21 protein-coding genes are annotated in these 21,959 nt (G+C 68.8%); 10 read left to right on the top strand and 11 right to left on the bottom strand.

All coding sequences use genetic code 11. From position 1 onward, the window contains the following. Positions 1 to 3: 3 nt before the first annotated feature. Positions 4 to 1,536 (bottom strand): YifB family Mg chelatase-like AAA ATPase, encoded by a 1,533-nt coding sequence (locus A6A40_RS12615; RefSeq protein ID WP_063636274.1) that lies wholly within the window; start codon positions 1,534 to 1,536, stop codon positions 4 to 6. Positions 1,537 to 1,758: 222 nt separating this feature from the next. Between A6A40_RS12615 and A6A40_RS12610 the strand changes: the two genes are divergently transcribed. Beyond that, on the top strand, positions 1,759 to 2,505 hold the full coding sequence (locus A6A40_RS12610; protein WP_063635696.1) for a creatininase family protein: 747 nt from the start codon (positions 1,759 to 1,761) through the stop codon (positions 2,503 to 2,505). A gap of 54 nt (positions 2,506 to 2,559) precedes the next feature. Here A6A40_RS12610 and A6A40_RS32275 read toward each other — a convergent pair whose 3' ends face one another. After that, positions 2,560 to 5,430 (bottom strand): DUF4347 domain-containing protein, encoded by a 2,871-nt coding sequence (locus A6A40_RS32275; protein ID WP_063635695.1) that lies wholly within the window; start codon positions 5,428 to 5,430, stop codon positions 2,560 to 2,562. Positions 5,431 to 5,837: 407 nt separating this feature from the next. Between A6A40_RS32275 and hrcA the strand changes: the two genes are divergently transcribed. From hrcA to A6A40_RS12590, 3 genes are all read left to right on the top strand, one after another. Continuing rightward, complete coding sequence (hrcA, locus tag A6A40_RS12600; protein WP_063635694.1) at positions 5,838 to 6,878, top strand: heat-inducible transcriptional repressor HrcA; 1,041 nt, start codon at positions 5,838 to 5,840, stop codon at positions 6,876 to 6,878. A 56-nt stretch (positions 6,879 to 6,934) separates the two neighbouring features. Continuing rightward, positions 6,935 to 7,549 carry a nucleotide exchange factor GrpE gene (gene grpE, locus A6A40_RS12595; protein WP_063635693.1) on the top strand — a complete coding sequence of 205 codons (615 nt, stop codon included), beginning with the start codon at positions 6,935 to 6,937 and terminating at the stop codon, positions 7,547 to 7,549. 157 nt (positions 7,550 to 7,706) lie between these two features. Then, entirely contained in the window at positions 7,707 to 8,084 is a 378-nt protein-coding gene (locus A6A40_RS12590) for a response regulator (RefSeq protein ID WP_063635692.1), read from the top strand. 7 nt (positions 8,085 to 8,091) lie between these two features. Here A6A40_RS12590 and A6A40_RS12585 read toward each other — a convergent pair whose 3' ends face one another. The 6 genes from A6A40_RS12585 to A6A40_RS12560 all read right to left on the bottom strand — a co-directional run bounded on the left by A6A40_RS12585 (position 8,092) and on the right by A6A40_RS12560 (position 12,739). Further along, positions 8,092 to 8,976, bottom strand: coding sequence for a DUF1848 domain-containing protein (locus A6A40_RS12585; protein WP_063635691.1), 885 nt, complete (start codon positions 8,974 to 8,976; stop codon positions 8,092 to 8,094). Between the two features lie 64 nt (positions 8,977 to 9,040). After that, complete coding sequence (locus tag A6A40_RS12580) at positions 9,041 to 9,598, bottom strand: NifU family protein (RefSeq protein ID WP_063636273.1); 558 nt, start codon at positions 9,596 to 9,598, stop codon at positions 9,041 to 9,043. A gap of 166 nt (positions 9,599 to 9,764) precedes the next feature. After that, entirely contained in the window at positions 9,765 to 10,253 is a 489-nt protein-coding gene (locus A6A40_RS12575) for a universal stress protein (protein ID WP_063635690.1), read from the bottom strand. 18 nt (positions 10,254 to 10,271) lie between these two features. Then, complete coding sequence (locus A6A40_RS12570) at positions 10,272 to 11,069, bottom strand: TIGR02186 family protein (RefSeq protein WP_063635689.1); 798 nt, start codon at positions 11,067 to 11,069, stop codon at positions 10,272 to 10,274. Next, entirely contained in the window at positions 11,069 to 11,986 is a 918-nt protein-coding gene (locus A6A40_RS12565; RefSeq protein WP_063635688.1) for a sulfite exporter TauE/SafE family protein, read from the bottom strand. Before A6A40_RS12565 ends, A6A40_RS12570 begins: the two co-directional genes overlap by 1 nt. A 222-nt stretch (positions 11,987 to 12,208) precedes the next feature. Beyond that, entirely contained in the window at positions 12,209 to 12,739 is a 531-nt protein-coding gene (locus A6A40_RS12560; RefSeq protein ID WP_063635687.1) for a hypothetical protein, read from the bottom strand. 146 nt (positions 12,740 to 12,885) lie between these two features. Here A6A40_RS12560 and A6A40_RS12555 point away from each other — a divergent pair, with 146 nt between their 5' ends. Next, on the top strand, positions 12,886 to 13,365 hold the full coding sequence (locus A6A40_RS12555; protein WP_063635686.1) for a hypothetical protein: 480 nt from the start codon (positions 12,886 to 12,888) through the stop codon (positions 13,363 to 13,365). A 76-nt stretch (positions 13,366 to 13,441) separates the two neighbouring features. Here A6A40_RS12555 and A6A40_RS12550 read toward each other — a convergent pair whose 3' ends face one another. Next, positions 13,442 to 14,437 carry an adenosine kinase gene (locus A6A40_RS12550; RefSeq protein WP_063635685.1) on the bottom strand — a complete coding sequence of 332 codons (996 nt, stop codon included), beginning with the start codon at positions 14,435 to 14,437 and terminating at the stop codon, positions 13,442 to 13,444. Between the two features lie 201 nt (positions 14,438 to 14,638). On the opposite strand from A6A40_RS12550, the gene A6A40_RS12545 reads away from it, so the two are divergent. After that, the gene (locus A6A40_RS12545; RefSeq protein WP_063635684.1) at positions 14,639 to 15,334 is read left to right on the top strand and encodes an EI24 domain-containing protein; all 696 of its coding nucleotides are present in this window, start codon (positions 14,639 to 14,641) and stop codon (positions 15,332 to 15,334) included. Positions 15,335 to 15,442: 108 nt separating this feature from the next. Continuing rightward, positions 15,443 to 16,324, top strand: a complete 882-nt coding sequence (locus A6A40_RS12540; protein ID WP_063635683.1) for a polymer-forming cytoskeletal protein — start codon at positions 15,443 to 15,445, stop codon at positions 16,322 to 16,324. An 82-nt stretch (positions 16,325 to 16,406) separates the two neighbouring features. On the opposite strand, the gene nth is transcribed toward A6A40_RS12540, so the two are convergent. Continuing rightward, the gene (nth, locus tag A6A40_RS12535) at positions 16,407 to 17,042 is read right to left on the bottom strand and encodes an endonuclease III (protein ID WP_063636272.1); all 636 of its coding nucleotides are present in this window, start codon (positions 17,040 to 17,042) and stop codon (positions 16,407 to 16,409) included. Between the two features lie 272 nt (positions 17,043 to 17,314). On the opposite strand from nth, the gene A6A40_RS12530 reads away from it, so the two are divergent. Together A6A40_RS12530 and A6A40_RS12525 are read left to right on the top strand one after the other, a co-directional pair. Then, complete coding sequence (locus A6A40_RS12530; protein ID WP_063635682.1) at positions 17,315 to 17,791, top strand: hypothetical protein; 477 nt, start codon at positions 17,315 to 17,317, stop codon at positions 17,789 to 17,791. An 82-nt stretch (positions 17,792 to 17,873) separates the two neighbouring features. Then, positions 17,874 to 18,479 carry a DUF2244 domain-containing protein gene (locus A6A40_RS12525; RefSeq protein WP_082860808.1) on the top strand — a complete coding sequence of 202 codons (606 nt, stop codon included), beginning with the start codon at positions 17,874 to 17,876 and terminating at the stop codon, positions 18,477 to 18,479. 115 nt (positions 18,480 to 18,594) lie between these two features. Here A6A40_RS12525 and A6A40_RS12520 read toward each other — a convergent pair whose 3' ends face one another. Beyond that, positions 18,595 to 20,964 (bottom strand): mechanosensitive ion channel domain-containing protein, encoded by a 2,370-nt coding sequence (locus tag A6A40_RS12520; protein ID WP_236783659.1) that lies wholly within the window; start codon positions 20,962 to 20,964, stop codon positions 18,595 to 18,597. Between the two features lie 210 nt (positions 20,965 to 21,174). Here A6A40_RS12520 and A6A40_RS12515 point away from each other — a divergent pair, with 210 nt between their 5' ends. Next, positions 21,175 to 21,900: a sulfite oxidase-like oxidoreductase gene (locus tag A6A40_RS12515; protein WP_236783658.1), complete on the top strand. Its 726-nt coding sequence runs from the start codon at positions 21,175 to 21,177 to the stop codon at positions 21,898 to 21,900. The last annotated feature ends 59 nt before the right edge of the window (positions 21,901 to 21,959 follow it).

Raw genomic sequence — 21,959 nt, 5'->3', positions numbered from 1 at the left:
AGGCTACCGCCCCGGCGCGATCCGCCGGTAGCTCAACGCCTCGGCGATGTGGCGGCGCCTCACCCCCTCCATCCCGTCCAGGTCGGCCAGCGTCCGCCCCACCCGCATCACCCGGTGATAGCCGCGGGCCGACAGTTTCAGCCGTTCCGCCGCCTCGGTCAGCAGGGCGCGGCCTGGGGCGTCGGGCGAGGCGACCTTCTCCAGCAGTTCCCCATCCGCCTCGGCGTTCGTGCGCACCGCCCGCCCGGCCGGGTAGGGACCGAAGCCGCCATAGCGCTCCGCCTGGATGGCGCGGGCGACGGCGACGCGGGCGGCGATGTCGGCGCTGCCCTCCGCCGGGGGCGGCAGGCTGAGGTCGGCGGGGCTGACTGCGGGAACGTCGATGTGCAGATCGATGCGGTCGAACAACGGCCCGCTTATTTTGGACTGATAGTCGGCGGCGCATTTCGGCGCACGGGCACAGGCGAGCGAAGCATCGTCGAGATGGCCGCAGCGGCAGGGATTCATCGCCGCCACCAGCTGCACGCGCGCCGGATAGGTCACATGGTGGTTGGCGCGGCTGACCACCGCCTTGCCGGTCTCCAGCGGCTGGCGCAGCGCCTCCAGCAGCGGACGGGGAAACTCCGGCAGCTCGTCCAAGAAGAGAACGCCCTGATGCGCCAGGGAAATCTCCCCCGGCTTGGCCCGTGTGCCGCCGCCGACCAGCGCCGGCAGACTGGCCGACTGATGCGGTGCGCGGTAGGGGCGCTGGCGCAGCAGGCGCCCCTCCTCCAGCAGCCCGCCGACGCTGTGGATCATCGACACCTCCAGCGCCTCCGCCGGGTCGAGCGGAGGCAGCAGGCCGGGCAGGCGGGCGGCCAGCATCGACTTGCCGGAACCGGGCGGACCGATCATCAGCAGATTGTGCGACCCGGCGGCCGCCACCTCCAGCGCGCGCTTGGCGGTTTCGTTGCCCTTGACGTCGCGCAGGTCGGGCGGCGGCGCGTCCTGTTCCTGCATGCGCGGCTTGGGCGGGGTCAGCACCTGGGTGCCCTTGAAATGGTTGATGAGAGCCAGCAGGTTGGCCGGCGCCAGCACGTCCAGATCGGGACCGGCCCAGGCCGCCTCGCCGCCGCAGGCCGCCGGGCAGATCAGGCCGCGGTCGTTGGCCAACGCGTCGATGGCGGCGGGCAGCACGCCGGCCACCGGGGTCAGGGCGCCGTCGAGAGCCAGTTCGCCCAGCGCGACATAGCGGGCGATCTCCGCATCCGGCAGCACCCCCATCACGGTCAGCAGGCCGAGCGCGATCGGCAGGTCGAAATGGCTGCCCTCCTTCAGCACGTCGGCCGGGGCGAGGTTGACGGTGATGCGCTTGGCCGGCAGCGCCAGCCCCAGCGCGTGCAGGGCGGCGCGGACCCGCTCCCGGCTTTCACCCACCGCCTTGTCGGGCAGGCCGACGACGGTGAAGGCGACGAGTCCGCCGGACATCTGGACCTGCACGTCGATCCCCAGCACCTCGATGCCCTGGAACGCCACCGTGTTGACGCGCGCAACCACCACCGCACCCCGGAAGAGACGCCCGCTCGGGCGGAATGCACGCGATTGTAGTCATCGGCGCAGCATTGCGCCAGCACGGGATGAGCCCGGCCGGCCGGCACGGTCCCGTCATGCCCGCCCGGCGCAGGGAACGGTTGTCGCGGCCGGTGCGCCGCCTAACATGAGGGCCAACGCATTCCCGGCCGCATTCCCGGCACGCATCGTCGAAAAGGATCAGCCACCGTGCAGCTTCACCTGAGCACCTGGGCCGAGGTCGAGGCCTATCTGAAGACCTCCAAGGGCATCATCATGCCGATCGGCTCGACCGAGCAGCATGGGCCGAACGGGCTGGTCGGCACCGACGCCATCTGCGCCGAGGTCATCGCGAAGGGCGTCGGCGACGCCACCGGCGCGCTGGTCGGCCCGACGATCCCGGTCGGCATGGCCGTGCACCATATGGAGTTTCCCGGCTCGATGACGCTGAAGCCGTCGACGCTGATCGCCGTGCTGCGCGACTATGTCGGCTCGCTGGCCGAACACGGGTTCGAGCGCTTCTTCTTCGTCAACGGCCATGGCGGCAACATCGCCACCGTCCGCGCCGCCTTCTACGAGATCCATGCGGAGAACCGGGCGCTGCGTGGCCGCGACGCGCCGGACCTGCGCTGCGCCCTGGTGAACTGGTGGGAGAACGGCGAGGTCGGCCGGCTGTCGCGCGAGCTGTACCAGGGCAAGGAAGGCTCGCACGCCACGCCCAGCGAGGTGTCTGTCACCCAATACGCCTATCCCGAATCGATCAAGAGCGCGGCGATGGAGCCGGAACAGGCGCCGGCCGGCGGCTTCCACGACGCCCGCGACTTCCGCCGCCGCTACCCGGACGGCCGCATCGGCTCCGCCCCCGGCCTTGCCCGCCCCGAGCACGGCCGCCAGCTGTACGAGGCGGCGGTCGGTGCCATCAGCGCCCAATACCGCGCCTTCCTGTCGGAAGGCTGAGACGGGGGCCGCGGGACGGCGGCCCCCGCCGCAACAACGGTCGGGACAGGGCGGTCAGAGATAGAAGTTGGACGCGGACAGGGTCAGCGTCCCGGACAGCGACAGCTCCATGTCCGGCAGCCCGTCGCCGTTGCGGTCGGCGGAGACCCGCGTCGTGCCGTCGGCAAGCGTCCGGTAGGACAGTTGCCCGGCAACTCCGGTGAAGGCGGCGGTGCCGATGAAGGTGAAGGCCTGATCGCCCGACAGACCGCTGTTGGCGTCCACCTTCCGCAGATCGATCATGTCCTGACCGGCGGAGAAATCCTGGATCAGGTCGGCGGCGGCGCCGAGGCCGCTGTCGGTGTGGGAGGCGAGGACGAACAGGTCGGCGCCGGCCCCGCCGGTCAGGGTGTCGGCGCCGCCGCCGCCGGTCAGCGTGTCGTCCCCGGCACCGCCGGTCAGCCGGTTGTCCAGCGCATTGCCGGTGCCGGTGAAGGATCCGGCGCCGTCATAGATCAGGTTCTCGACATTGTCGGTCAGGCGGTAGGAGGACAATACCGAACGGACGGTGTCGATGCCTTCGTTCAGGAATTCCGTGACGGAATCGTTGCTCATATCGACATAGAAGATGTCATCGCCGAGACCGCCGCGCATGGCGTCGTGACCGGTGCCGCCGTCGAGGATGTCGTTCCCAGCCCCGCCGCTCATCCCATCGGCTCCGGCACCACCGAGCAGAGTGTCGTCACCACCCTCGCCCCAGAGGTTGTTGGTGCCCGCATTGCCGATCATCAGGTCGCCATAGGCCGTTCCATCGACCTCTTCGATGCTGATCAGCACGTCGCCGGCAGCCGCCCCCCCGTTCACCCCGGTGGCGAAGTCGATGAGAATGGACGCCGTCTCGTTGGCATAGGAAACGGTGTCTATGATCCCGTAGCCGCCGTCCAGCGTATCGGCCCCAGCGCCGCCGATCAGCGTGTCGTTTCCGCTGCCGCCGACCAGCCAGTTGTCGCCGGCGTCGCCGATCAGCGTGTCCTGATAGGACGAGCCCTGGAAAATCTCGATCCCGTCGAAGACGTCGCCGGCCGCCTGCCCGGTGTGCTGCCCCGTCGCCAGATCGATCTTCACCGCCGCGGTGTAGCGGACGGTGTCGATGCCGGCGCCGCCGGACAGCAGGTCCGCTCCGGCGCCGCCCTCCAGCGTGTCGTTGCCGGCCCCGCCCTGAAGCTGGTCGTCACCACCGGCACCGTAAAGCACGTCGTTCCCCTCCCCGCCGAGCAGCGTGTCGGACAGCGCGTTGCCGGTCAGGTTGTCGTTGCCGGCCCCCCCGTCGATCGTCCAGTAATCGGGCGCGCTGGCGACGAAATAGTTGTTGGCGGAGCCGCCGGTGTAGCTGCGCTGTTCCACCAGGTTGGTGACGGCGATGGTGAAGGTCTGGTCGTTGCTGATGGGCTGGCCATTGCTGTCGGTGGCACGGACGACGATGGTGCGGCTGTCGCCGATCCCGTAATCCAGCCGCTGGTTGGAGGCGACGGTGACAACGCCGGTGGTGGAATCGATGGCGAAGGAGCCATAGGCGTTGTCGGCGAGGCTGTAGGTGACGGTTTCGCCGGGGTTGGGATCGGTGGCGAAGGCGGTGATCCCGACCACGGTGCCGACCGCCGCCCGTTCGGACACGGTGTTCACCGCCGCATCGACATCCACCGGCCGGGTCGGCCGGTCGTTGCCGTCCAGCACGGCGATGGTCATGGTGGTGGTGGTGGTGATCGAGCCGTCGCTGACCGCGACGACGATGTCGTGGCTGGACGCCGTCTCGAAATCCAGCAGGGTGGCGTCGGCCACCGTCACCAGGCCGGTGACGGAATCGATTGCGAAGCGCCCGCCGGCATCGTCGGCAAGGCTGTAGGTCAGGATGGTGCCTTCCGAATCGAGCGACAGGGCGCACAGTCCGACGGTGTCGCCGGTGTGTGCGGCCTCCGACACCTCGTTCGGAGCCTCGTCGATGTCGATGGCGGCGGTCGGCGCCAGATTGATGTCGATCGTCTCGTCGTCGAAGATCAGCCGGTCGATGCCGGACATCGTGTCGGCGTCGCCCGTCGCCAGATGGATCACCAGCCCCGGCTGCGACAGGTCGTAATCGGCCCGGTTGCCGGTGAAGACCGCGATGTCCAGCCCGTCGTCGCCGATCAGCGAGTCGCTTCCGCTTCCGCCGACCAGGATGTCGTTGCCGGCATCGCCCCAGAGCAGATCGTCGCCGTTGCCGCCGACGACGCTGTCGTCGCCATCCCCGCCGCCCAGATTGTCGTTCCCGTCGTAGCCGACCAGTGTGTCGTTGCCGCCAAACCCGACGAGGGTGTCCTCATACAGGTTGCCCTCCAAGACGTTGTCCCCGGCATCGCCCTCGAGCTGGACCAGCAGATGCGGCCAGGACTCCCGTCCCGCGCCCAGCGCCGGTGCAGCCGACGGCGACCCGGCGGTCACATCCAGCTCCCAGCAGCCGCCCCGCCCGGCATCGCCCACCGGGCGGCTGGCGGCGGCAACCCCGCCGCCGGTCCAGCCGGCCAGCGCATCGACGAATCCCCGCCCCGCGGCACCGGCCCCGGTCCCGCACCCGTAGAGCAGCAGATCGGCCGAAGACGGGCCGCCGGGCGCGGTCTCCGGGAGCAGCGCCCGGTCGAGCGGGCGGCGGCCCAGCCGGATGAGCCCCGGTTCGCCATGGGCGACCAGATGGATGGCCGCCGGCCCCTCGGCCAGCGCCGCCGTCAGTGCGGCGAAGCCATCCTCGTCCGACCCGACCAGCCGCACCTCGACCCCGTCGCGGCATGAATGAAGGAGCCGGTCGAGGTCGGGAAGGGAGGCATCGGCCAGCAGGATTTCGCGCGCCCATCCGCGACGGCGATCGGGCGCAGTGGAGACGGACCGGGAGTGATGCGACGCGCAGGAGGCCATGGATCGTTCCCTTCATTGCATTGTGCCGGCTTCGCCGGGTCAAATCGTTCGTGGACCGAAAGTTCGGTAGTGAATTATCTTTCCTTTCGTCCGGTATGGAGAGTATTTCTAAAAGTTATCAACTTTTTAAAAATGGCATCGTTCTTTTATTTCCTTTTGGTTGTTGTCTGGGCGCGGCAACCGCATGGCGCCACCGGGCCGCGGCGGAGGCGAAAGCGGAGGCAGGGGACGGAGGCGGGGGGACGATGGCGAAATGCCGCAGGCGGAAGCGGCGCAGCGGAACGCCGCCGCGCCTGCTTGCAGGCTTGTCGGCCCGGCACGTTGATTCGGTGATCGGACCTGCCTAAATTCGGACCCGTCGGCAGTCCCGTCCGGCAACGGCAGCAGACCGAACCGTCAGAAGGCCCATGATCAACGAGCTGAACCAGCGATCGCGCGAAATCTTCCGGCTGATCGTCGACGCCTATGTGGCGTCCGGCGAGCCGGTCGGCTCGCGCACCATTTCGCGGCGGCTTGGCATGGCCCTGTCGCCCGCGACCATCCGCAACGTGATGGCCGACCTGGAGGAGCAGGGGCTGCTCTACGCTCCGCACACCTCGGCCGGCCGCATCCCGACCGACGCCGGCCTGCGCATGTTCGTCGACGGCCTGCTGGAGATCGGGTCGCTGACCGAGGACGAGCGCGCCTCGATCGAAGCGAAATGCGCCGCCTCCGGCCGCGCCTTCGCCGATGTGCTGGGCGAGGCGTCGACCATGCTGTCCGGCCTGTCGCATTGCGCCGGGCTGGTGGTGGCGCCCAAGACCGACCGTCCGCTGAAGCACATCGAGTTCGTGGCGCTCGGCCCCGGCCGCGCCCTGGTCGTCCTGGTCAACGAGGACGGGCTGGTCGAGAACCGGGTGATCGAGGTGCCGATGGGGGTCCCGACCTCCACCCTGCAGACGGTGTCGAACTTCCTCAGCGCCAAGCTCGCCGGCCGCACGCTGGACGAGGCGCGGCAGGAGGTGCTGCAGGAGATCGAGCAGCAGAAGACCCAGCTGGACGAGCTGTCGCGCAAGGTGGTTTCCGCCGGTCTGGCCACCTGGGCCGGCAGCGGCGGGTCGAACGCCGGCCAGTTGATCGTCCGCGGCCAGTCCCGCCTGCTGGAGGACGTCACGGCGCTCTCAGACCTGGAGCGCGTGCGCGCCCTGTTCGAGGCGCTGGAGACCAAGGAGACGATGTTGCGGATGCTGGACGCCACCGGCCGCGGCGACGGCGTGCAGATCTTCATCGGGGCGGAGAACGTGCTGTTCAACCACTCCGGCTGTTCGATGATCATCTCCCCCTTCCAGAACAGCCGCGAGCAGGTCATCGGCGCCATCGGGGTCATCGGTCCGACCCGCATCAATTACGCCCGCATCATTCCGCTGGTGGATTACACCGCCAAGGTGGTCAGCCGGCTGATCGGCTGACCGTCCCATCCCGCCTCACTCCCTGCCATACCGACCAAGCAAGAATTGAGAAAACCATGAGCGAAGAGCAGAACAAGCCCGCCGACGCCACCGTGGAGCCGACCGAGGCCGCCAACACGGCCGCCGCCAACGGTGCCGATGCCGGCCAGACGGGCACCGGTTCGCCCGAAGACCGCGTCGCCAAGCTGGAGGCCGAGGTCGCCAGCCTGAAGGACCAGCTTCTGCGCGCCATGGCGGAGACGGAGAACACCCGCCGCCGTGCCCAGCGCGACCGCGAGGATGCCACCAAGTTCGCGGTGTCCAGCTTCGCCAAGGAATTGGTTTCGGTCGCCGACAACCTGCGCCGTGCGCTGGACGCCGTCCCGGCCGAGGGCCGCGAGCAGGACGATATGCTGAAGGGCCTCGCCGTCGGCGTCGAGGCGACCGAGCGCCAGCTGTTCGCCGCCTTCGACCGCGCCGGCATCAAGAAGCTGGACCCGGCCGGCGAGCCGTTCGACCCGAACTTCCATCAGGTGATGTTCGAGATCGAGAACACCGGCAAGGCCGCCGGCACCGTCGTCCAGGTGCTGCAGCCGGGCTACACCATCCATGGCCGCCTGCTGCGCGAAGCGATGGTCGGCGTCGCCAAGGGCGGTGATGCCGGCGGGCAGCACCTCGATACGAAGGCGTAATCATAGTGTCTTTACCAGATCCCCGGTCCAGCGGCGATGCCGCCGGGCCGGGGTCCGGCGTTGTTCGGAATAGGGGACGCCAACGGTTGACGGTCGGCGGGAAATTGCCTAGGCCTTTCCCTTAGTCCTTTCGGCCGAGCAACCGGAGCCGCGTTCCATGCCCCCCTCTGCGCCCAAGAGCGTCCTGACCGTCGACGATTCCAAGACCATCCGCGACATGGTGGGATTCACGCTGAAAGGCGCCGGCTATGAGGTGGCGGAGGCATCGGACGGCAACGCCGGTCTGGCCCTGATCAGCCAGCGCAAGTTCGACTGCATCATCACCGACCTGAACATGCCGGGGTTGGACGGGCTGGCCCTGACCCGCGCCATCCGCACGTCGGCCCTCAATCGCGTCACTCCGGTGCTGCTGCTGACCACCGAAGCCGACCCCGCCAAGAAGACCGCCGGCCGCGAAGCCGGCGCAACCGGTTGGCTGGTGAAGCCCTTCAACCCGGAAAAGCTGGTGGAGACGGTGCGTAAGGTCTGTCCGTAAGGATAGGTCAGGGAGGAGGCGTCCGCCGCGCCACCAGAAACTCCCCCTCCGGGTCATGGGCGCTGAACCTCCGCTGCGCCGTGCCGCGGTCGGCGACGGCATAGCAGTAGACGCACCCGTGCGGACAGCTGTCGTAATCGCCGATGTCGCGGCTTTCGGCGCACAGGCAGCCAGGCCGGTTTCCCTTCTCCCGCACCGCGACGGCATAGCCCGCCACGTCCGACAGCCGCAGCGCATCGACGCAGCGCGCCGGCGCCGTGCCGGGCGTGTCCACCAGCTCCGGCTGGGTGCAGAGCGTCAGCGCCATACCCTCCCCCGCCGCGATCCCGGCCAAATCCGCCAACAGGGCGCGTTTCTCCTCCGCCTCCGGGTCGCGCCAGCCGATGCCGGCAGCGGCGAGGTTGCGGGCGGTCTTGCGGTAGGGCTGAAGGAAGGACACCACCGCCTCGTCGGTGACCCCGCGCAAGGCACGGGCGATCCGGGCGAAGGTCTCGCGGTGCCACGCCGGCGGAGTGGCATCGGTAAGGATGATCGGGTCGTAACGCCAGACCGCCGCCCGCGCCCCCCAGCGTTCGCGCACCTGCATGATGTGCCCGACCGCTGTTTCCCAGGCGGGGACCGAACGCTCCAGAACGGTGGGCAGGCCGGTGACGCTGTATTGCACCACGAAGGGAAAGCCCCGCTCCGCCACACTGTCGAGAGCGCCGAGGAACGGCCCCAGATTCTTGGTCCAGAAGATGAATCCGTCGACCGCCGGCCGGGTCAGGTCGATGCGGTAGGTCTGGCCGCCATAGGGATTGACCATCCGGCAGTAACCGGCGTCCAGGCGGTTCAGGAACCAGCGCCCATAGAAGGCGGGGATGTCGGTCTTGTAGCTGGCGGAGACGATCATCCAGCCAGCATGGGAATGCCGGCCCGCCCGATCAAGTGCGGCCCGGCATCACCCCAGACGGTCCTTACTGAACGGCGCGGACTTCGACCACTTCGGGGATGTAGTGGCGCAGCATGTTCTCGATGCCGTGCTTCAGCGTGGCGGTGGAGCTGGGGCAGCCGGAGCAGGCTCCCTTCATCGCCAGATAGACGACGCCCTTCTCGAAGCCCTGGAAGGTGATGTCGCCGCCGTCCTGGGCGACCGACGGGCGGACGCGGGTGTCCAGCAGCTCCTTGATCTGCTCGACGATCTCCTCGTCGTCGGCGTTCGACGCAGCGGCATGGCCGTCGCCGCCGTCCTCCAACAGGACCGGGCGGTCGGCGGTGAAATGCTCCATGATGACGCCGAGGATCGACGGCTTCAGCAGGAACCAGTCGCGCGCATCGGTCTTGGTGATGGTGATGAAGTCGGCGCCCAGGAAGACGCCCACGACGCCCTCGATCTCGAACAGGCGCTGGGCCAGCGGTGAACGGGCGGCATCCTCGCGGCTGGTGAAGTCGGCGGTGCCGCGTCCGAGCACGTCACGCCCCGGCAGGAACTTGAGAGTCGCCGGGTTGGGCGTCTGCTCGGTCTGAATGAACATGGTCTGGTCCTCCATCGGCGGCGGAATGGAACCGCCGGCGCGCCCGGGATTGGGCCGCGGCACGATTGGGGGAAATTTGGGCCGAAACGCCCGGCGGATCAAGGACCCGGACTGTGTGGGTATTCGGCATCCGGCATGCGCCGGCTCTATCCTTACTTGCGTGGCGTCAGGTGATCGCGTCGAGCGCCTCGTTGCTGAGACCGCCGGGGACGATGGTCAGCGGGATGCGCAGGCGCCCAAGCCCGCGGCCGGTGTAGTAGGAGATCAGCGGTCCGGGGCCTTCCGGGTCGGTGCCGGCGGCCAGCACCAGGATGGAGATGCTGGGCTCCTCCGCGATCAGGGACAGCACCTCCTCCAGCCGGTTGCCTTCGCGGACATAGAGCGCAGGCAGGGTGCCGGTCAGCTGGTTGACCTCGCGCGCCAGCTTCTGCAGCTTCTGCTCCGCCTCGGCGCGCTGCTCCTCGCGGATCAGGTTCTCCACCGCCAGCCAATGCTGCATCTCGCCCTGTTCCAGCACGGTCAGCAGCGCCACCTTGCCGCCCGACTTGCGGGCGCGCAGGCAGGCATAGCGCAGTGCCACCTTCAGCTCGGGGCTGTCGTCGACCACCACCAGGAAGATGCGCACGGGCGTGGGAGTCTGCGTCGCATCGGTCATCTCGATACCCCTCTCGGCTTAGACCCGGCGGAATGCGGCGCCGGCCGCCCAGCCGGCCGCGATGGCGCCGATGACAGCGGCCACCCCGTAGGTGACCGGGCGGTTGCGGGCGAAGTCAGAAACTTCGGCGCTGAACCCGATCTTGGACACCACCAGCGGCGTGGTCTGGGCGCTGACCACGTCGCCGTCACGGATCAGCAAGGCTTCGACATTGTACAGCCCGGTCGGGACATTGGCCGGGAAATAGATGTTGGTGCGGAACAGCCGTTCGCCCAGGAAGGCGACCTGCCCCATGGAGATGGCGTACAGCCCCTGGCGCTGCTTGTTGCGGATCAGCGCGCGGCGGTAGGCGGCAAGCTCGTCCGGCGGCAGGGTGGCGTCGGCCGGCAGCTGCAGCTGCGGCAGGCCGAGCTGGTGGCGCTCCAGCACCGGGCGGCCGACCAGCTGGTCGAGCGGGCGGCTGACCGCCACCGTATAGAAGCTGGGCACCTGGTCGAAGCGCAGACTGTCGGTGTTCATCCACATGCCGGCCACCCGCTCCTTCCGGCGGACGGTGGCGGGCGCCCGCGGACCGGTGACGACGATGGCGACGTCGCCCGCCCCGTCGGTGGTGCCGAACAGCACGACCTCCGTGCCGGTGAAGCCGGTGGTGATGGCGATCAGGTGGCTGGACAGGTCGGCGACCAGCTGCTGCGCCCACACCGTCGCCGCCACCGTGCCGCCCAGCAGCAGCCCGGCCAACGCCGCTCCCCCCTGCACCAGCCGACGTTTGGCCAGCCGAGGTATAGTTGGACGGAGTTTGGCAAGGAGCCCCATCACCGCACCCCCATGGTCAGGGTGAACAGGTCGTCGGGACGCGAGAACAGGTCCCAGGCCAGCTTCAGCGCCACCGCCACCACGATCGTCGCCAGCGCCAGCCTTGCATTCTCTCCACGCAGCCGGCTGCCGGCCTTGGTGCCGAACTGCGCGCCCACGACGCCGCCGATCAGCAGAAGAAGCGCCAGCATGGCGTCCACCGTCTGGTTGGTGGCGGCCTGCAGCAGGGTCGCCGCCGCGGTGGTGAAGATGATCTGGAACAGCGAGGTGCCGGCGACCAGACCGGCGGGCATGTTCAGCAGATAGATCATCGCCGGCACCAGCAGAAAGCCGCCGCCGATGCCCATGATCGCCACCAGCATGCCGCCGACCGCCCCGATCCCCGCCGGCAGCAGGGCGGAGATGTAGAGCTTGGAGCGCTGGAAGCGCATCTTGAAGGGCAGGCCGTGCAGCCAGATGTGGCGGTGCAGCTTGCCGCGTCTGGCCGTGGGGGCGCGGCGGCGCAGGATGGCGCGGCTGCTTTCCACCAGCATCATGCCGCCGATGGTGCCCAGGAAGAAGACGTAGGACAGGGTGATGGCGATGTCGATCTGGCCCAGCCGCTGCAGGATGCCGAAGATCCAAACCCCCACCGCAGTGCCGACCACGCCGCCGCCCAGCATGACGACGCCCAGCTTGACGTCGACGTTGCCGCGCCGCCAGTGGGCGAGCACGCCCGACACGCTGGCGGCCACCAGCTGGTTGGCCTGGGTGCCGACGGCGATGGCGGGTGGGACGCCGATGAAGATCAGCAGCGGCGTCATCAGAAATCCGCCGCCCACCCCGAACATTCCCGACAGGAAGCCCACGAGCCAGCCCATGCCGAGCACCAGCAGCGCGTTGACCGACATCTCGGCAATCGGCAGGTAGACTTGCATGAATGGACGTGTCTGTCGGAGATGTTCGGGACGGGCGGCGGGAGCGGCAGCTTACCCGAGCCGGCGCGGTGGCGGAAGACCGCAGCGCCGGCCTTTGGGGCTAGGCAGGTTTTCCGTACTCCGCCCACAGATGGGCAGACTCGGAAAACCTGCAAAACCATAGAGTCCGCAGGTTTCTCCAGGCCGGGCCTGTGGCCCGATCCGGAGAAACCTGCTTAGGCGTCAGGACACCGCTGCGTGGAAGAAGACCTGATAGCCCGCCTTGTGCGGGAAGACATGCTCCGCCTCGCGCCGGGCGGAGGACATGTCCAGCGCATGCACCACGATCCGGTTGCCATAGCGCCAGGCCGGGTTCACCGGCTTCCCGGCGGCGCGGGCGGCCGTCGCGGCATTCGTGTCGTACTGAACCTCCGCCCGGAAGACCCGCCGGTTGGAGCTGGGAGTACCGAGGATATGCAGGAAGACCGGCGGTTCCTTGTCCAGCGCGTCGATCTGGCGCTGGAGATGGTTGGCCCGCTGTTCGGCGGCGGACAGACGGGCCTTGGCCTCATCCAGCCGGCAGGTCAGGTCGGCCAGCGCCTCCGCCTCCGCGCGCTGGCGTTCCTTCAACGGCTGAACGGAGCGCCGCATCCGCTCCAGCCCGGCCGCCCGCTCCCAGCCGCGGCGGAACCCGACCCAGCTCAGGTGGCACAGCACCGCCAGCGCCGCCACCAGCGGGACCACCGAGTCGAGGATCGTCCGCACCGCCTCCATCACCGCACCATCCCTGTGCCTTGCATTCCTGTCCTTGGCACGTCCGTTGCTGAACCGCCGATGGGCTTGCACGCAGCAAGGAGCGTGCCGGAGGGACGGATGGACGACAAGTTGCGTGCGGGTGGCAGCGAACGGGAGATGCGGGAATGACGTCGGACGCGCCGCTCCTGCTTGTCCTGGAGATGGTGATCCTGATGGCCTGCCTATGCTGGATCACCGTGTCGATCATCCGCATCGGCAATCGGATCGCTATGGTCCAGCGCCGCAAGTCGCAGCTGCGCCAGGGACGGACGGAACTGATCCAGACCACCGAGGCGCTGCGCCGCGACATGCGCCGCCACGAGGCCGAACTGCGCCAGACGGAAGACGCCATCGCCGTGCGCACCGCACAGACGGCTGAACTGCAGAGCCGGTTGAACGACCTCCGTCGCCACGGCCCCAGGGAATACACGTTGCTGAACGAGCGGTTCGGCGACAAGGACCGGCTGTGGCTGCTCACGGTTCCGCGGCCGGACCGCCCGGAACGCTGGGCGGTTGCCGCCCCCGACAGCGGGACGGCGATGGCGCTGCTGTGCGCCAGGATCACCGTACCGGAACGGCCGGTGGTGGACGACCAGCTCAACTGACACACATGAAACCGGCCGCAGTTGCAGAATGCAACGCGGCCGGCAACGTCGTCGCGAAATGACGCGCAATTCGCGCTTACAGGACGCCCTTCGACGCGACGAGATCGCGCAGGCTCACCTCCGGCCGGGCGCCGACATGGCCGATGATCTCCGCCGCGGCGATGGCGCCCAGACGGCCGCAGACCGCAGGCGACAGGCCGCGGGTGTAGCCGAACAGGAAGCCGGAGGCATAGAGGTCGCCGGCGCCTGTGGTGTCGACCACGCGCTCGACCGGCTCCGCCGCAACTTCGACCACCTCGCCGCCGGAGACGATGACGGCGCCCTTCTCGCTGCGGGTCAGCGCCGCGGTCTTGCCCAGCCGTTTCACCGCGGCCAGCGCATCCTCGAAGCGGTCGGTGCCATAGAGGGCGCCGATCTCATGCTCGTTGGCGAACAGGATGTCGACATGGCGCTCGACCAGATCGACGAACTCGGCATGGTGGCGGTGGACGCAGAAGCTGTCGGACAGCGACAGCGACACCTTGCGGCCGGCGGCATGGGCGATCTCCGCCGCCTTGCGGAAGGCCTCCTTGGCGCGGGGCGGATCCCACAGATAGCCTTCCAGATAGGTCACCTGCGAGCCGGCGATCAGCGCCTCGTCGATGTCCTCCGGCCCCAGCTCCACGCAGGCGCCGAGATAGGTGTTCATCGAGCGCTGGGCGTCCGGCGTCACCAGGATCAGGCAGCGCGCGGTCGGCGCCCCGGCAACCAGGGGCGCGCTGTCGAAGGCGACGCCGGAGGCACGGATGTCGTGGCGGAACACGTCGCCCAGCTGGTCCTTGGCGACCTTGCCGATATAGGCGCCGCGTCCGCCCAGCATGGCGATGCCGGCCATGGTGTTGCCCGCCGAGCCGCCGGAGACCTCGATGCCCGGACCCATGCGGCCGTACAGCTCCTCCGCACGGGCGGCGTCGATCAGCGTCATCGCCCCTTTCTCGATGGTGTTGGCGGCGAGAAAGGCGTCGTCGGCGTGGGCGATCACGTCCACGATGGCGTTGCCGATGCCGGTGACGTCGTAGGCAGACGTGGCCATGGGCTCTCCTGAAAGGTCTGGCGGTGAAGGCGATGTTGCGGCGCGAGTATAGCCGCCGCCGTCCGCATCACAAGCGCAGCCCGGCATGGGGCAGCCGGGGAGGCGAATTACCGCGCCCGGATCTGGAAGCGGGGCCGCGGCCACCGTAGATATGCGGGCGGCTGCCAACCGCTCTTTCCCACACAGTGTCAGGGACCGTCGATGATCCGCGCCCTTCTGCTTGCCTTCTCCCAGCTGTCCGATCCCCGTGTGCGCCGGGTGGTGTGGACCGGCGTGTTCGTCTCGGCGCTTGCCTATGCGCTGCTGGCCGGCGGAGCGTGGTGGGCGCTGTCGGTGACGCCGCTCAGCGGCTATGTCTGGCTCGACACCATCATCGACCTGCTGGGCGGGCTGGGGGTTCTGGTGGTGGCGTGGCTGCTGTTCCCTGCCACCGTCGGCATGGTGTCGAGCTTCTTCCTGGACGAGGTGGTGGAACGGGTGGAGGCGCGGCATTATCCCGCCCTGCCCGCCCCGCGCCAGGCCGGCCTGATGGAGGAGTTGGCGACCGCGCTGCGTTTCCTGATCCTCGTCCTGGCGATCAACCTGGTGGCGCTGCCGGTCTACATCTTCGCGCCTGGCCTGAACCTGATCGTCTTCTACACCGTCAACGGCTATCTGCTGGGGCGGGAGTATTTCGAGATGGTCGCCCACCGGCGGCTGGACCGGACGTCGGCACGGATGCTGCGGCGGGCCCGGCCGCTGAAACCTTTTTTGGCCGGGGTCGCCATCGCCTTTCTTTCGACAATCCCCTTCGTCAATTTGCTGGTCCCGGTCGTCGCCAGCGCCTTCATGGTTCATGTCCTACAGTCCATGTCGGCTCCCCTTGCGGCGGGCCGGACGACCGTGATACGCCGCTAGGCTGCACGGTCGAACACCGTCGCCTGCCCGGCGGCGCCCTTCCGGCACCGGGCCTCCAGCCCTCCGGCCCATCCCGCCACCCGTATGTCCAGATTGGGGGAACCGCTCATGCTGTTCGGACGAAAGTCTCCGCCCGCCGCTCCCAAGGCCGACAGCCCCGCCCCACCGCAGCCGGGTGCCCGTCCCTACGCACCGGGCGAGGCCGGCGCCGTCTCGTCGCCGCTCGCCTCGCTGAACAACCCGGTTCCCGGCCAGATTCCGGGCCAGATGCCCGGACAAATGCAGGGCGGCAACCCGACGTCCGCCGTCGCGGCCGGAGCCGCCGCGCCCAGCATGGCCCATGCCCTGACCGACGCGCAGCACGCCGCGCCGGCTCATCCCGATATGCCTTCCGCTTCGAAGGGACCCGACATGAACAACATTCCCAAGCCCCCGACCGCGCCGTCCGTGCCCGGCGCCGGCTTCAAGACCGATGTGCCGCGCCGCGTCGTCGACATGCCGGGCGCGGCCCCGCGCCAGCCGTCGATCCCCGTCGCCACCCCGGCGGCCCCGGTCGCCGCCGCTCCGGTTGCGCCCGCCCCGGCCATGCCGGAACAGCGCCGCCTGACCGTCGGCCGCGACATTTCCCTGACCGGCGAGATCGGGTCCTGCGACGTTCTGGTGGTCGAGGGCACGGTGGAGGCAAAGCTGCGCGAGGGCCGTCTGGTCGAGATCGCGGAGAGCGGCCTGTTCAAGGGCTCGGTCGATATCGAGGAGGCTGACATCGCCGGCCGGTTCGAGGGCGACATCGCCGTCCGCGGCCGTCTGACCGTGCGCTCCACCGGCAGGATCACCGGGTCGATCCGCTTCGGCGAGCTGGCGGTCGATGCCGGCGGCCAGCTGATCGGCGATCTCCAGCTCTACAGCACGGGCGCCAAGCCGGCCGCCGCGCCGGTCACGGCCCCGGCCCCGGCGCAGGTCGAGCAGGCTCCGGCGGCCGAAGTGGTCTGAGCCGCACCAGACGCAAAAAAGCCCGGCTGGCTTCCGCCACGCCGGGCTTTTTCGTGTCCTGACCCATCCCGTGGGACAGCCTTCAGGCGATGACCTTGTCCTTGAAGGCGCAGAGGTCGGCCACCGGGCAGATCGGGCAGTCGGGCTTGCGGGCCTTGCAGACATAGCGGCCGTGCAGGATCAGCCAATGGTGGGCATGGCGGCGGTAGAGCTTCGGCACCGCCTTCAGCAGCTTGGCCTCCACCGCGTCCGGCGTCTTGCCGGGAGCGAGCCCGGTGCGGTTGCCGACGCGGAAGATGTGGGTGTCGACCGCGATGGTCTCCTCCCCGAAGGCGACGTTCAGGACGACGTTGGCGGTCTTGCGGCCGACGCCGGGAAGCTGTTCCAGCGCCTCGCGGTCGCGCGGCACCTCGCCGCCATGGCGTTCGATCAGCAGTTCCGACAGGCGGATGACGTTCTTGGCCTTGGTGTTGAACAGGCCGATCGTCTTGATGTACTGCCGCAACCCTTCCTCGCCCAGCGCCACCATCTGTTCGGGCGTGGCGACGACCTTGAACAGCGGGCCGGTGGCCTTGTTCACGCCGACATCGGTCGCCTGGGCCGACAGCACAACGGCAACCAGCAGCGTGTAAGGATTGACGTATTCCAGCTCGCTCCGGGGTTCCGGGTTGGCGGCGGACAGGCGGCGGAAGAATTCCTGGACGGCAGCGGGCTTCATGGCCGCCACCATAGCCGCAACGGCCGGGGTTGCGCCAGCGCCGGAGAGCCGCCGACGGAGAGCGCGCCAAACTGCAGCACCGCATCGCAGATTGCGACAGAAATAGAGCGAAATCACACCATTCCAACAGAATTCGTCGCATGATTGCCGCTTCTCCCCGGATGCAGCACTGGCATATGATTTGCTGGTCGGCAAGACACCGGCCGAACGCCCATGCTTGAACCACTTGTCTTTTTGATTGTGTCGCTCGGTCCGGATGAGGGTGTATTGATATGACCGCGTCTTACCTCGTGGAAGTCAAGGATTGGGGACTGCACGTCCGGTTGCAGGGCTCGCTGTCGATCGACCAACGCAATGACATTGCCCGGCGGGTGGAGGTGCAGTGCGCCAATCTGGGCAGCCGCGGCACGCCATGGAGCTGTCTGATCGAGTTCGACCGCTTCGAGATCGACGACTTCCGGCCTGAGATCGTCGTTGCCCTGATGAAGCTGGCGCGGCGCTGCGGCCAGTTGCGCTGCGCGGTGGTGATGACCGACTGGCATTGGGCCTCTGTCATGGCCGATGCGATGATCGCCGCCGGCATTAACGACCAGGCGCGGATCTTCGTTCAGGCGGCAGGCGATACAGCAGATGCGCCGGAGGAGGATCCGGCCGGCGGGTTGCCAACGGACGATTTCGCCAGGATGGACAGCGCCATGGCCTGGGTGCTCCACGGCGGTGTGGTGCCTATGGTGTCGAAAGCGGCATAATCCGCCGGTCCGACAGTTGTTCGGCGGGTCGCCCTCACGCTGGCGGTTTTCAATAGCGCATGGGTCGTCTAGTATCGATGCCATGCCCATCGACATCTCCGACTCCCGGCCCGGCGACCAGCCCGATGGCCGGCCGGACGAGCAGGCCGGCGACGCACTCCGGAAGGGTCACGCCGGCAGCGGTTCCGTGCGCGTGTTCTTCGATGCCATCCTCCACCCTCACCGCAGCCTGGGCCGCAATGGCTACCGGACGCTGATGGCGGTGGTGATCCTGCTGAATCTGGTCGTCGCCGGCATCTTCGTCGCCAATGGCGCCTGGCCGGTGGTGCCCTTCTGCGGGCTGGACGTGCTGGCGCTGTGGCTGGCCTTCCGCGTCAGCTACCGGTCCGCCCGCCAGTATGAGCGGGTGCGGCTGACCGAAACCTCCCTGACGGTGCAGCGGGTCCATTGGAAGGCGCCGGAGCGTCACTGGTCCTTCCATCCCCACTGGCTGCGGATCACCCACACCGAGCGCGCCGACCACGACCGCAGCGGTCCGGCCGGTCAGGTCACGCTGACCTCGCACGGCCAGTCGGTCGGTGTCGGCAGCTTCCTGACACCGGACGAGCGCTCCAGCTTCGCCCGCGCGCTGGACGACGCGCTGCATCGCTGGCGCCGCCCGCCCTGCCCGCCGGCACCGGCCGGGTAAGGATGACGGCGGAGCGACGGCGGCAAGGAGGAGGCACCAAGGGAAACGCCCGGCAATGCCGGGCGTTTCCCTGTCGCTGAGGCCCAAGCCACCGAGACCGGAGTCTGCGCCTGCGTCACGACCCCTGACTGAGCGCGTCCGCCAATGCACGGTCTTGCGGGTTCTGGCCGACGACCAGCTGCATGGACTGGGTCGGCATGGCTATGCCCAGCTCGTCGAACTTCTTCTTCAGCAGGCGGTTGAACTCGCGGCTCACGCCCCACTGGCGGGTCGGACGGGTCTTGAACTGGGCCAGGATGTTGATGCCGGTGTCGGACAGCTTGTCGACGCCCAGCACCTCCAGCGGAGTCAGGATGTCGGCGGCGAATTGCGGCTGGGCCTGCACCTCGGCACCCGTCTCCTTCAGCACGGTGATGACGCGGTCGGGATCCTCGCGGTTGGACACCGTGACGGTGAACAGCGTGACCGAGAAGTCCTTGCTCATGTTCTTCACGGTGGTGACGGCGCTGAACGGCACCGAATGGACCGCGCCCGCCCCGTCGCGCAGCCGGATGGAGCGGATCGAGATCGCCTCCACCGTGCCGGAATGGCCGCCGCCGACGTCCACCACGTCGCCGACCGACACCGTGTCCTCGAACAGGATGAACAGGCCGGTGATGATGTCCTTGACCAGGGTCTGCGATCCGAAACCGATGGCCAGACCGACCACACCGGCACCGGCCAGCAGCGGCGCGATGTTGACGCCCAGCTCCGACAGGGTGATCAGCGACACCATCGTCACCAGCAGGATCAGGAAGGCGTTGCGCAGCAGCGGCAGCAGGGTGCGCATGCGGGCGCTGCGCTCGATGCGGGTGCCGTTCTTGTCGGTGGCACGCAACAGATGCTCGATCAGCGCGCTCACCACCTCCCAGGCGACGATGGCGCCGGCAAGCAGCAGGCCGATGGAGATGACGCTGCCGACGATGCGGCGGCCGGCGGCCGTCTCGACCATCCCCAGCGTGTCGATGCCCCAGCCGTTCAGTGCGACGCCCAGCGCGACCAGCCAGATGACGATCTTGCCGATGCGCTGGACGATGGGAAGGTAATGGAAGGCGCGCAGGTGCAGCTGCGGCAGGTTGCCGGCCAGATCGCGGTTCATGGTCAGGCCGCGGCGCAGCGCCCGGTTCAGCCCGCCCACCAGCAGCCGGGCCACCACCACCGCCACCACCGTCACCGCGGTGCCGCGGGCCAGATACTCGAAGCCGCCATAGACGTTCAGCACCCAGACGCCCAGCGTCACCACGACATAGAGGATGGCGAGGACATGCCAGATCTCGGCGAAGCGGCGGCGTGCGGTGCGCAGGACCGCCCCCTGCCCTTCCGCCTCGCGCCGGGCGGTGGCCAGCGGGTCGCCGTCGCCCGACAGCGGGTTGCCGCGCATCCAGTCGGCCACGGCGACGCGGTTCTGCAGGATCAGCAGGGTGGTCATGACGGCGAGAACCACGCCCAGCAGCTTCAGCAGCGCGCCGTAGGCGCCCAGCGGCAGGCCCAGCACATAGGCGCCCTCCGCCAGGAAATAGCCGTAGACCGCGACCGCGACCAGACGGCGGGACCAGACGTAACAGCGGCGTGCCCCGACGTCGCTGGTCTGAACGATCCGCAGGTTGGGGGCATCGGGAGCGAAGGTCATCCGCACCAGGATCAGCAGCGCCTGGGTGATGACCGTGGCGTTCACCACCGCCAGCGCCACCAGCCGCACGCGCGGCGCCGGTTCGGTCACCGACAGGATGGTGTAGGCAACGACGATGAAGCCGACGATCGGCGCCAACTCCAGCACCGCGCGGCCGAGCAGCATCGGAATGCGCAGCAGGGTGGAGCCGACATGGCGGGCGGCCAGCGCCTGGCGCGGCCGGGCGAGCAGCCAGGCGATGCCGCGGGCGGCCACGACGCCGATGCCGAGGATCATCGCCAGCTGGACGGCGATCTGCACCCAGCGCTCGCGCGCCATGTCGTCCTGCACCTGCCGCTGCACCCAGGACAGGGCCCCCGGCAGATCGGCGAAGACGTTGGCCACCTGCACCAGCTGGCGGCTGACCACGTCCATGCGGGCCGCCAGGAAGGCCAGCGCCCGGGCGCCGATGGTCTGCGGCAGCGCCGATTCGCCTTCCGCCTCCTTGGCCTGGGCCAGCCCGCGCTGGGCGGTGATCAGGTTGCGCAGCTGCGTGACCAGCTGCGACCGGGCATCCTGGTTCTCCAGCGTGCCGACCAGCGCCTCCAGCTGCTGCACGGTGGCCTCGTCCACCACCACCGGGGCCGCGGGAGCGGCGCCGCCGGCGGGTGCCGGAGCGGCGGCAGGCGCAGGCGATGCGGCCAGAGCGGCCGGACCAGCCCCGGCGAGCAGGGCCGCGAGCAGCAGGACGGCAAGGCCGCCGGACAGGAACAAACGCCAAGCGCGTGCCCAGACATGTGCAGGGGAGGGTGCGGCGGGCGTTGCGGACCGGATCATCGGCAATTCACTCGGGTGGTCTCGGAAATGGCGGCGGAAAACGGAGCCGGCGGAAAGCAGCCGGCCGGAACCCTGGCCTGGAACTGTGGCTCCAATATGCCGGGTTTCGGGAAGTTAGGTCTCCAGCTTCCGCTTGCCAACCCGACCGTCTGTTCCTTTTTTAAGCGGGACCCCTGCCGGACGCCCCGGAAACGCAGAAGAGGACGAGCCATGAGCGATACACCCGCCATACCGGACAAGGACGCGGACAGGATCACCGGGCCGGAACCCGGCCAGGAAGTGGAGCAGGAGGGCGCCGTCCGCGACAAGCTGGTCGCCACCAAGGAGCGGTGGGCGCGCGACGGCCGCGCCCTGACCGGCCATGCCGCCGATCCGGCGCGCGACCGGCTGCCACCCGGCCAGCGCCTGGTGACCGACTGGCCGGTGCTGGACCTCGGCATCACGCCGAAGGTGACGACCGCCAACTGGACGCTGAGCGTCGACGGGCTGGTGGAGAACCCGCTGTCCTGGACCTGGCAGGATTTCCAGGCCCAGCCGCAGGAGAGCTTCGTCTCCGACATCCACTGCGTCACCACATGGTCGCGCTACGACAACCGGTGGGAGGGCGTCAGCGCCCGCCGCCTGCTGGAGCTGGCCCGGCCGAAGCCGGAGGCGCGCTTCGTCGTCTTCCATTCCTTCGACGGCTACACCACCAACGTCGCCCTGCCGGACTTCGACGACGACGGCGTGCTGCTCGCCACCAATTGGGAAGGCCAGCCGATCAGCCGCGAGCATGGCGGCCCGGTGCGGATCATCCTGCCCAAGCTGTATCTGTGGAAGAGCGCCAAGTGGGTGAAGCGGATCGAGCTGCTGGCCGGCGACCGCAAGGGCTATTGGGAGGTCCGCGGCTACAACAATCACGCCGACCCGTGGCTGGAGGAACGCTATTCCGACTGACGGCCCGAAACAGGCCGTGAACCCGGACCTGGCGTGACACCTGACGGAACCGACTCTCC

Origin of the sequence: Azospirillum humicireducens, from assembly GCF_001639105.2 — a bacterium.
GTDB classification, from domain to species: domain Bacteria; phylum Pseudomonadota; class Alphaproteobacteria; order Azospirillales; family Azospirillaceae; genus Azospirillum; species Azospirillum humicireducens.
Note: the sequence above shows the minus strand (reverse complement) of the source record. Positions and strands in the feature narration are given on the sequence as shown.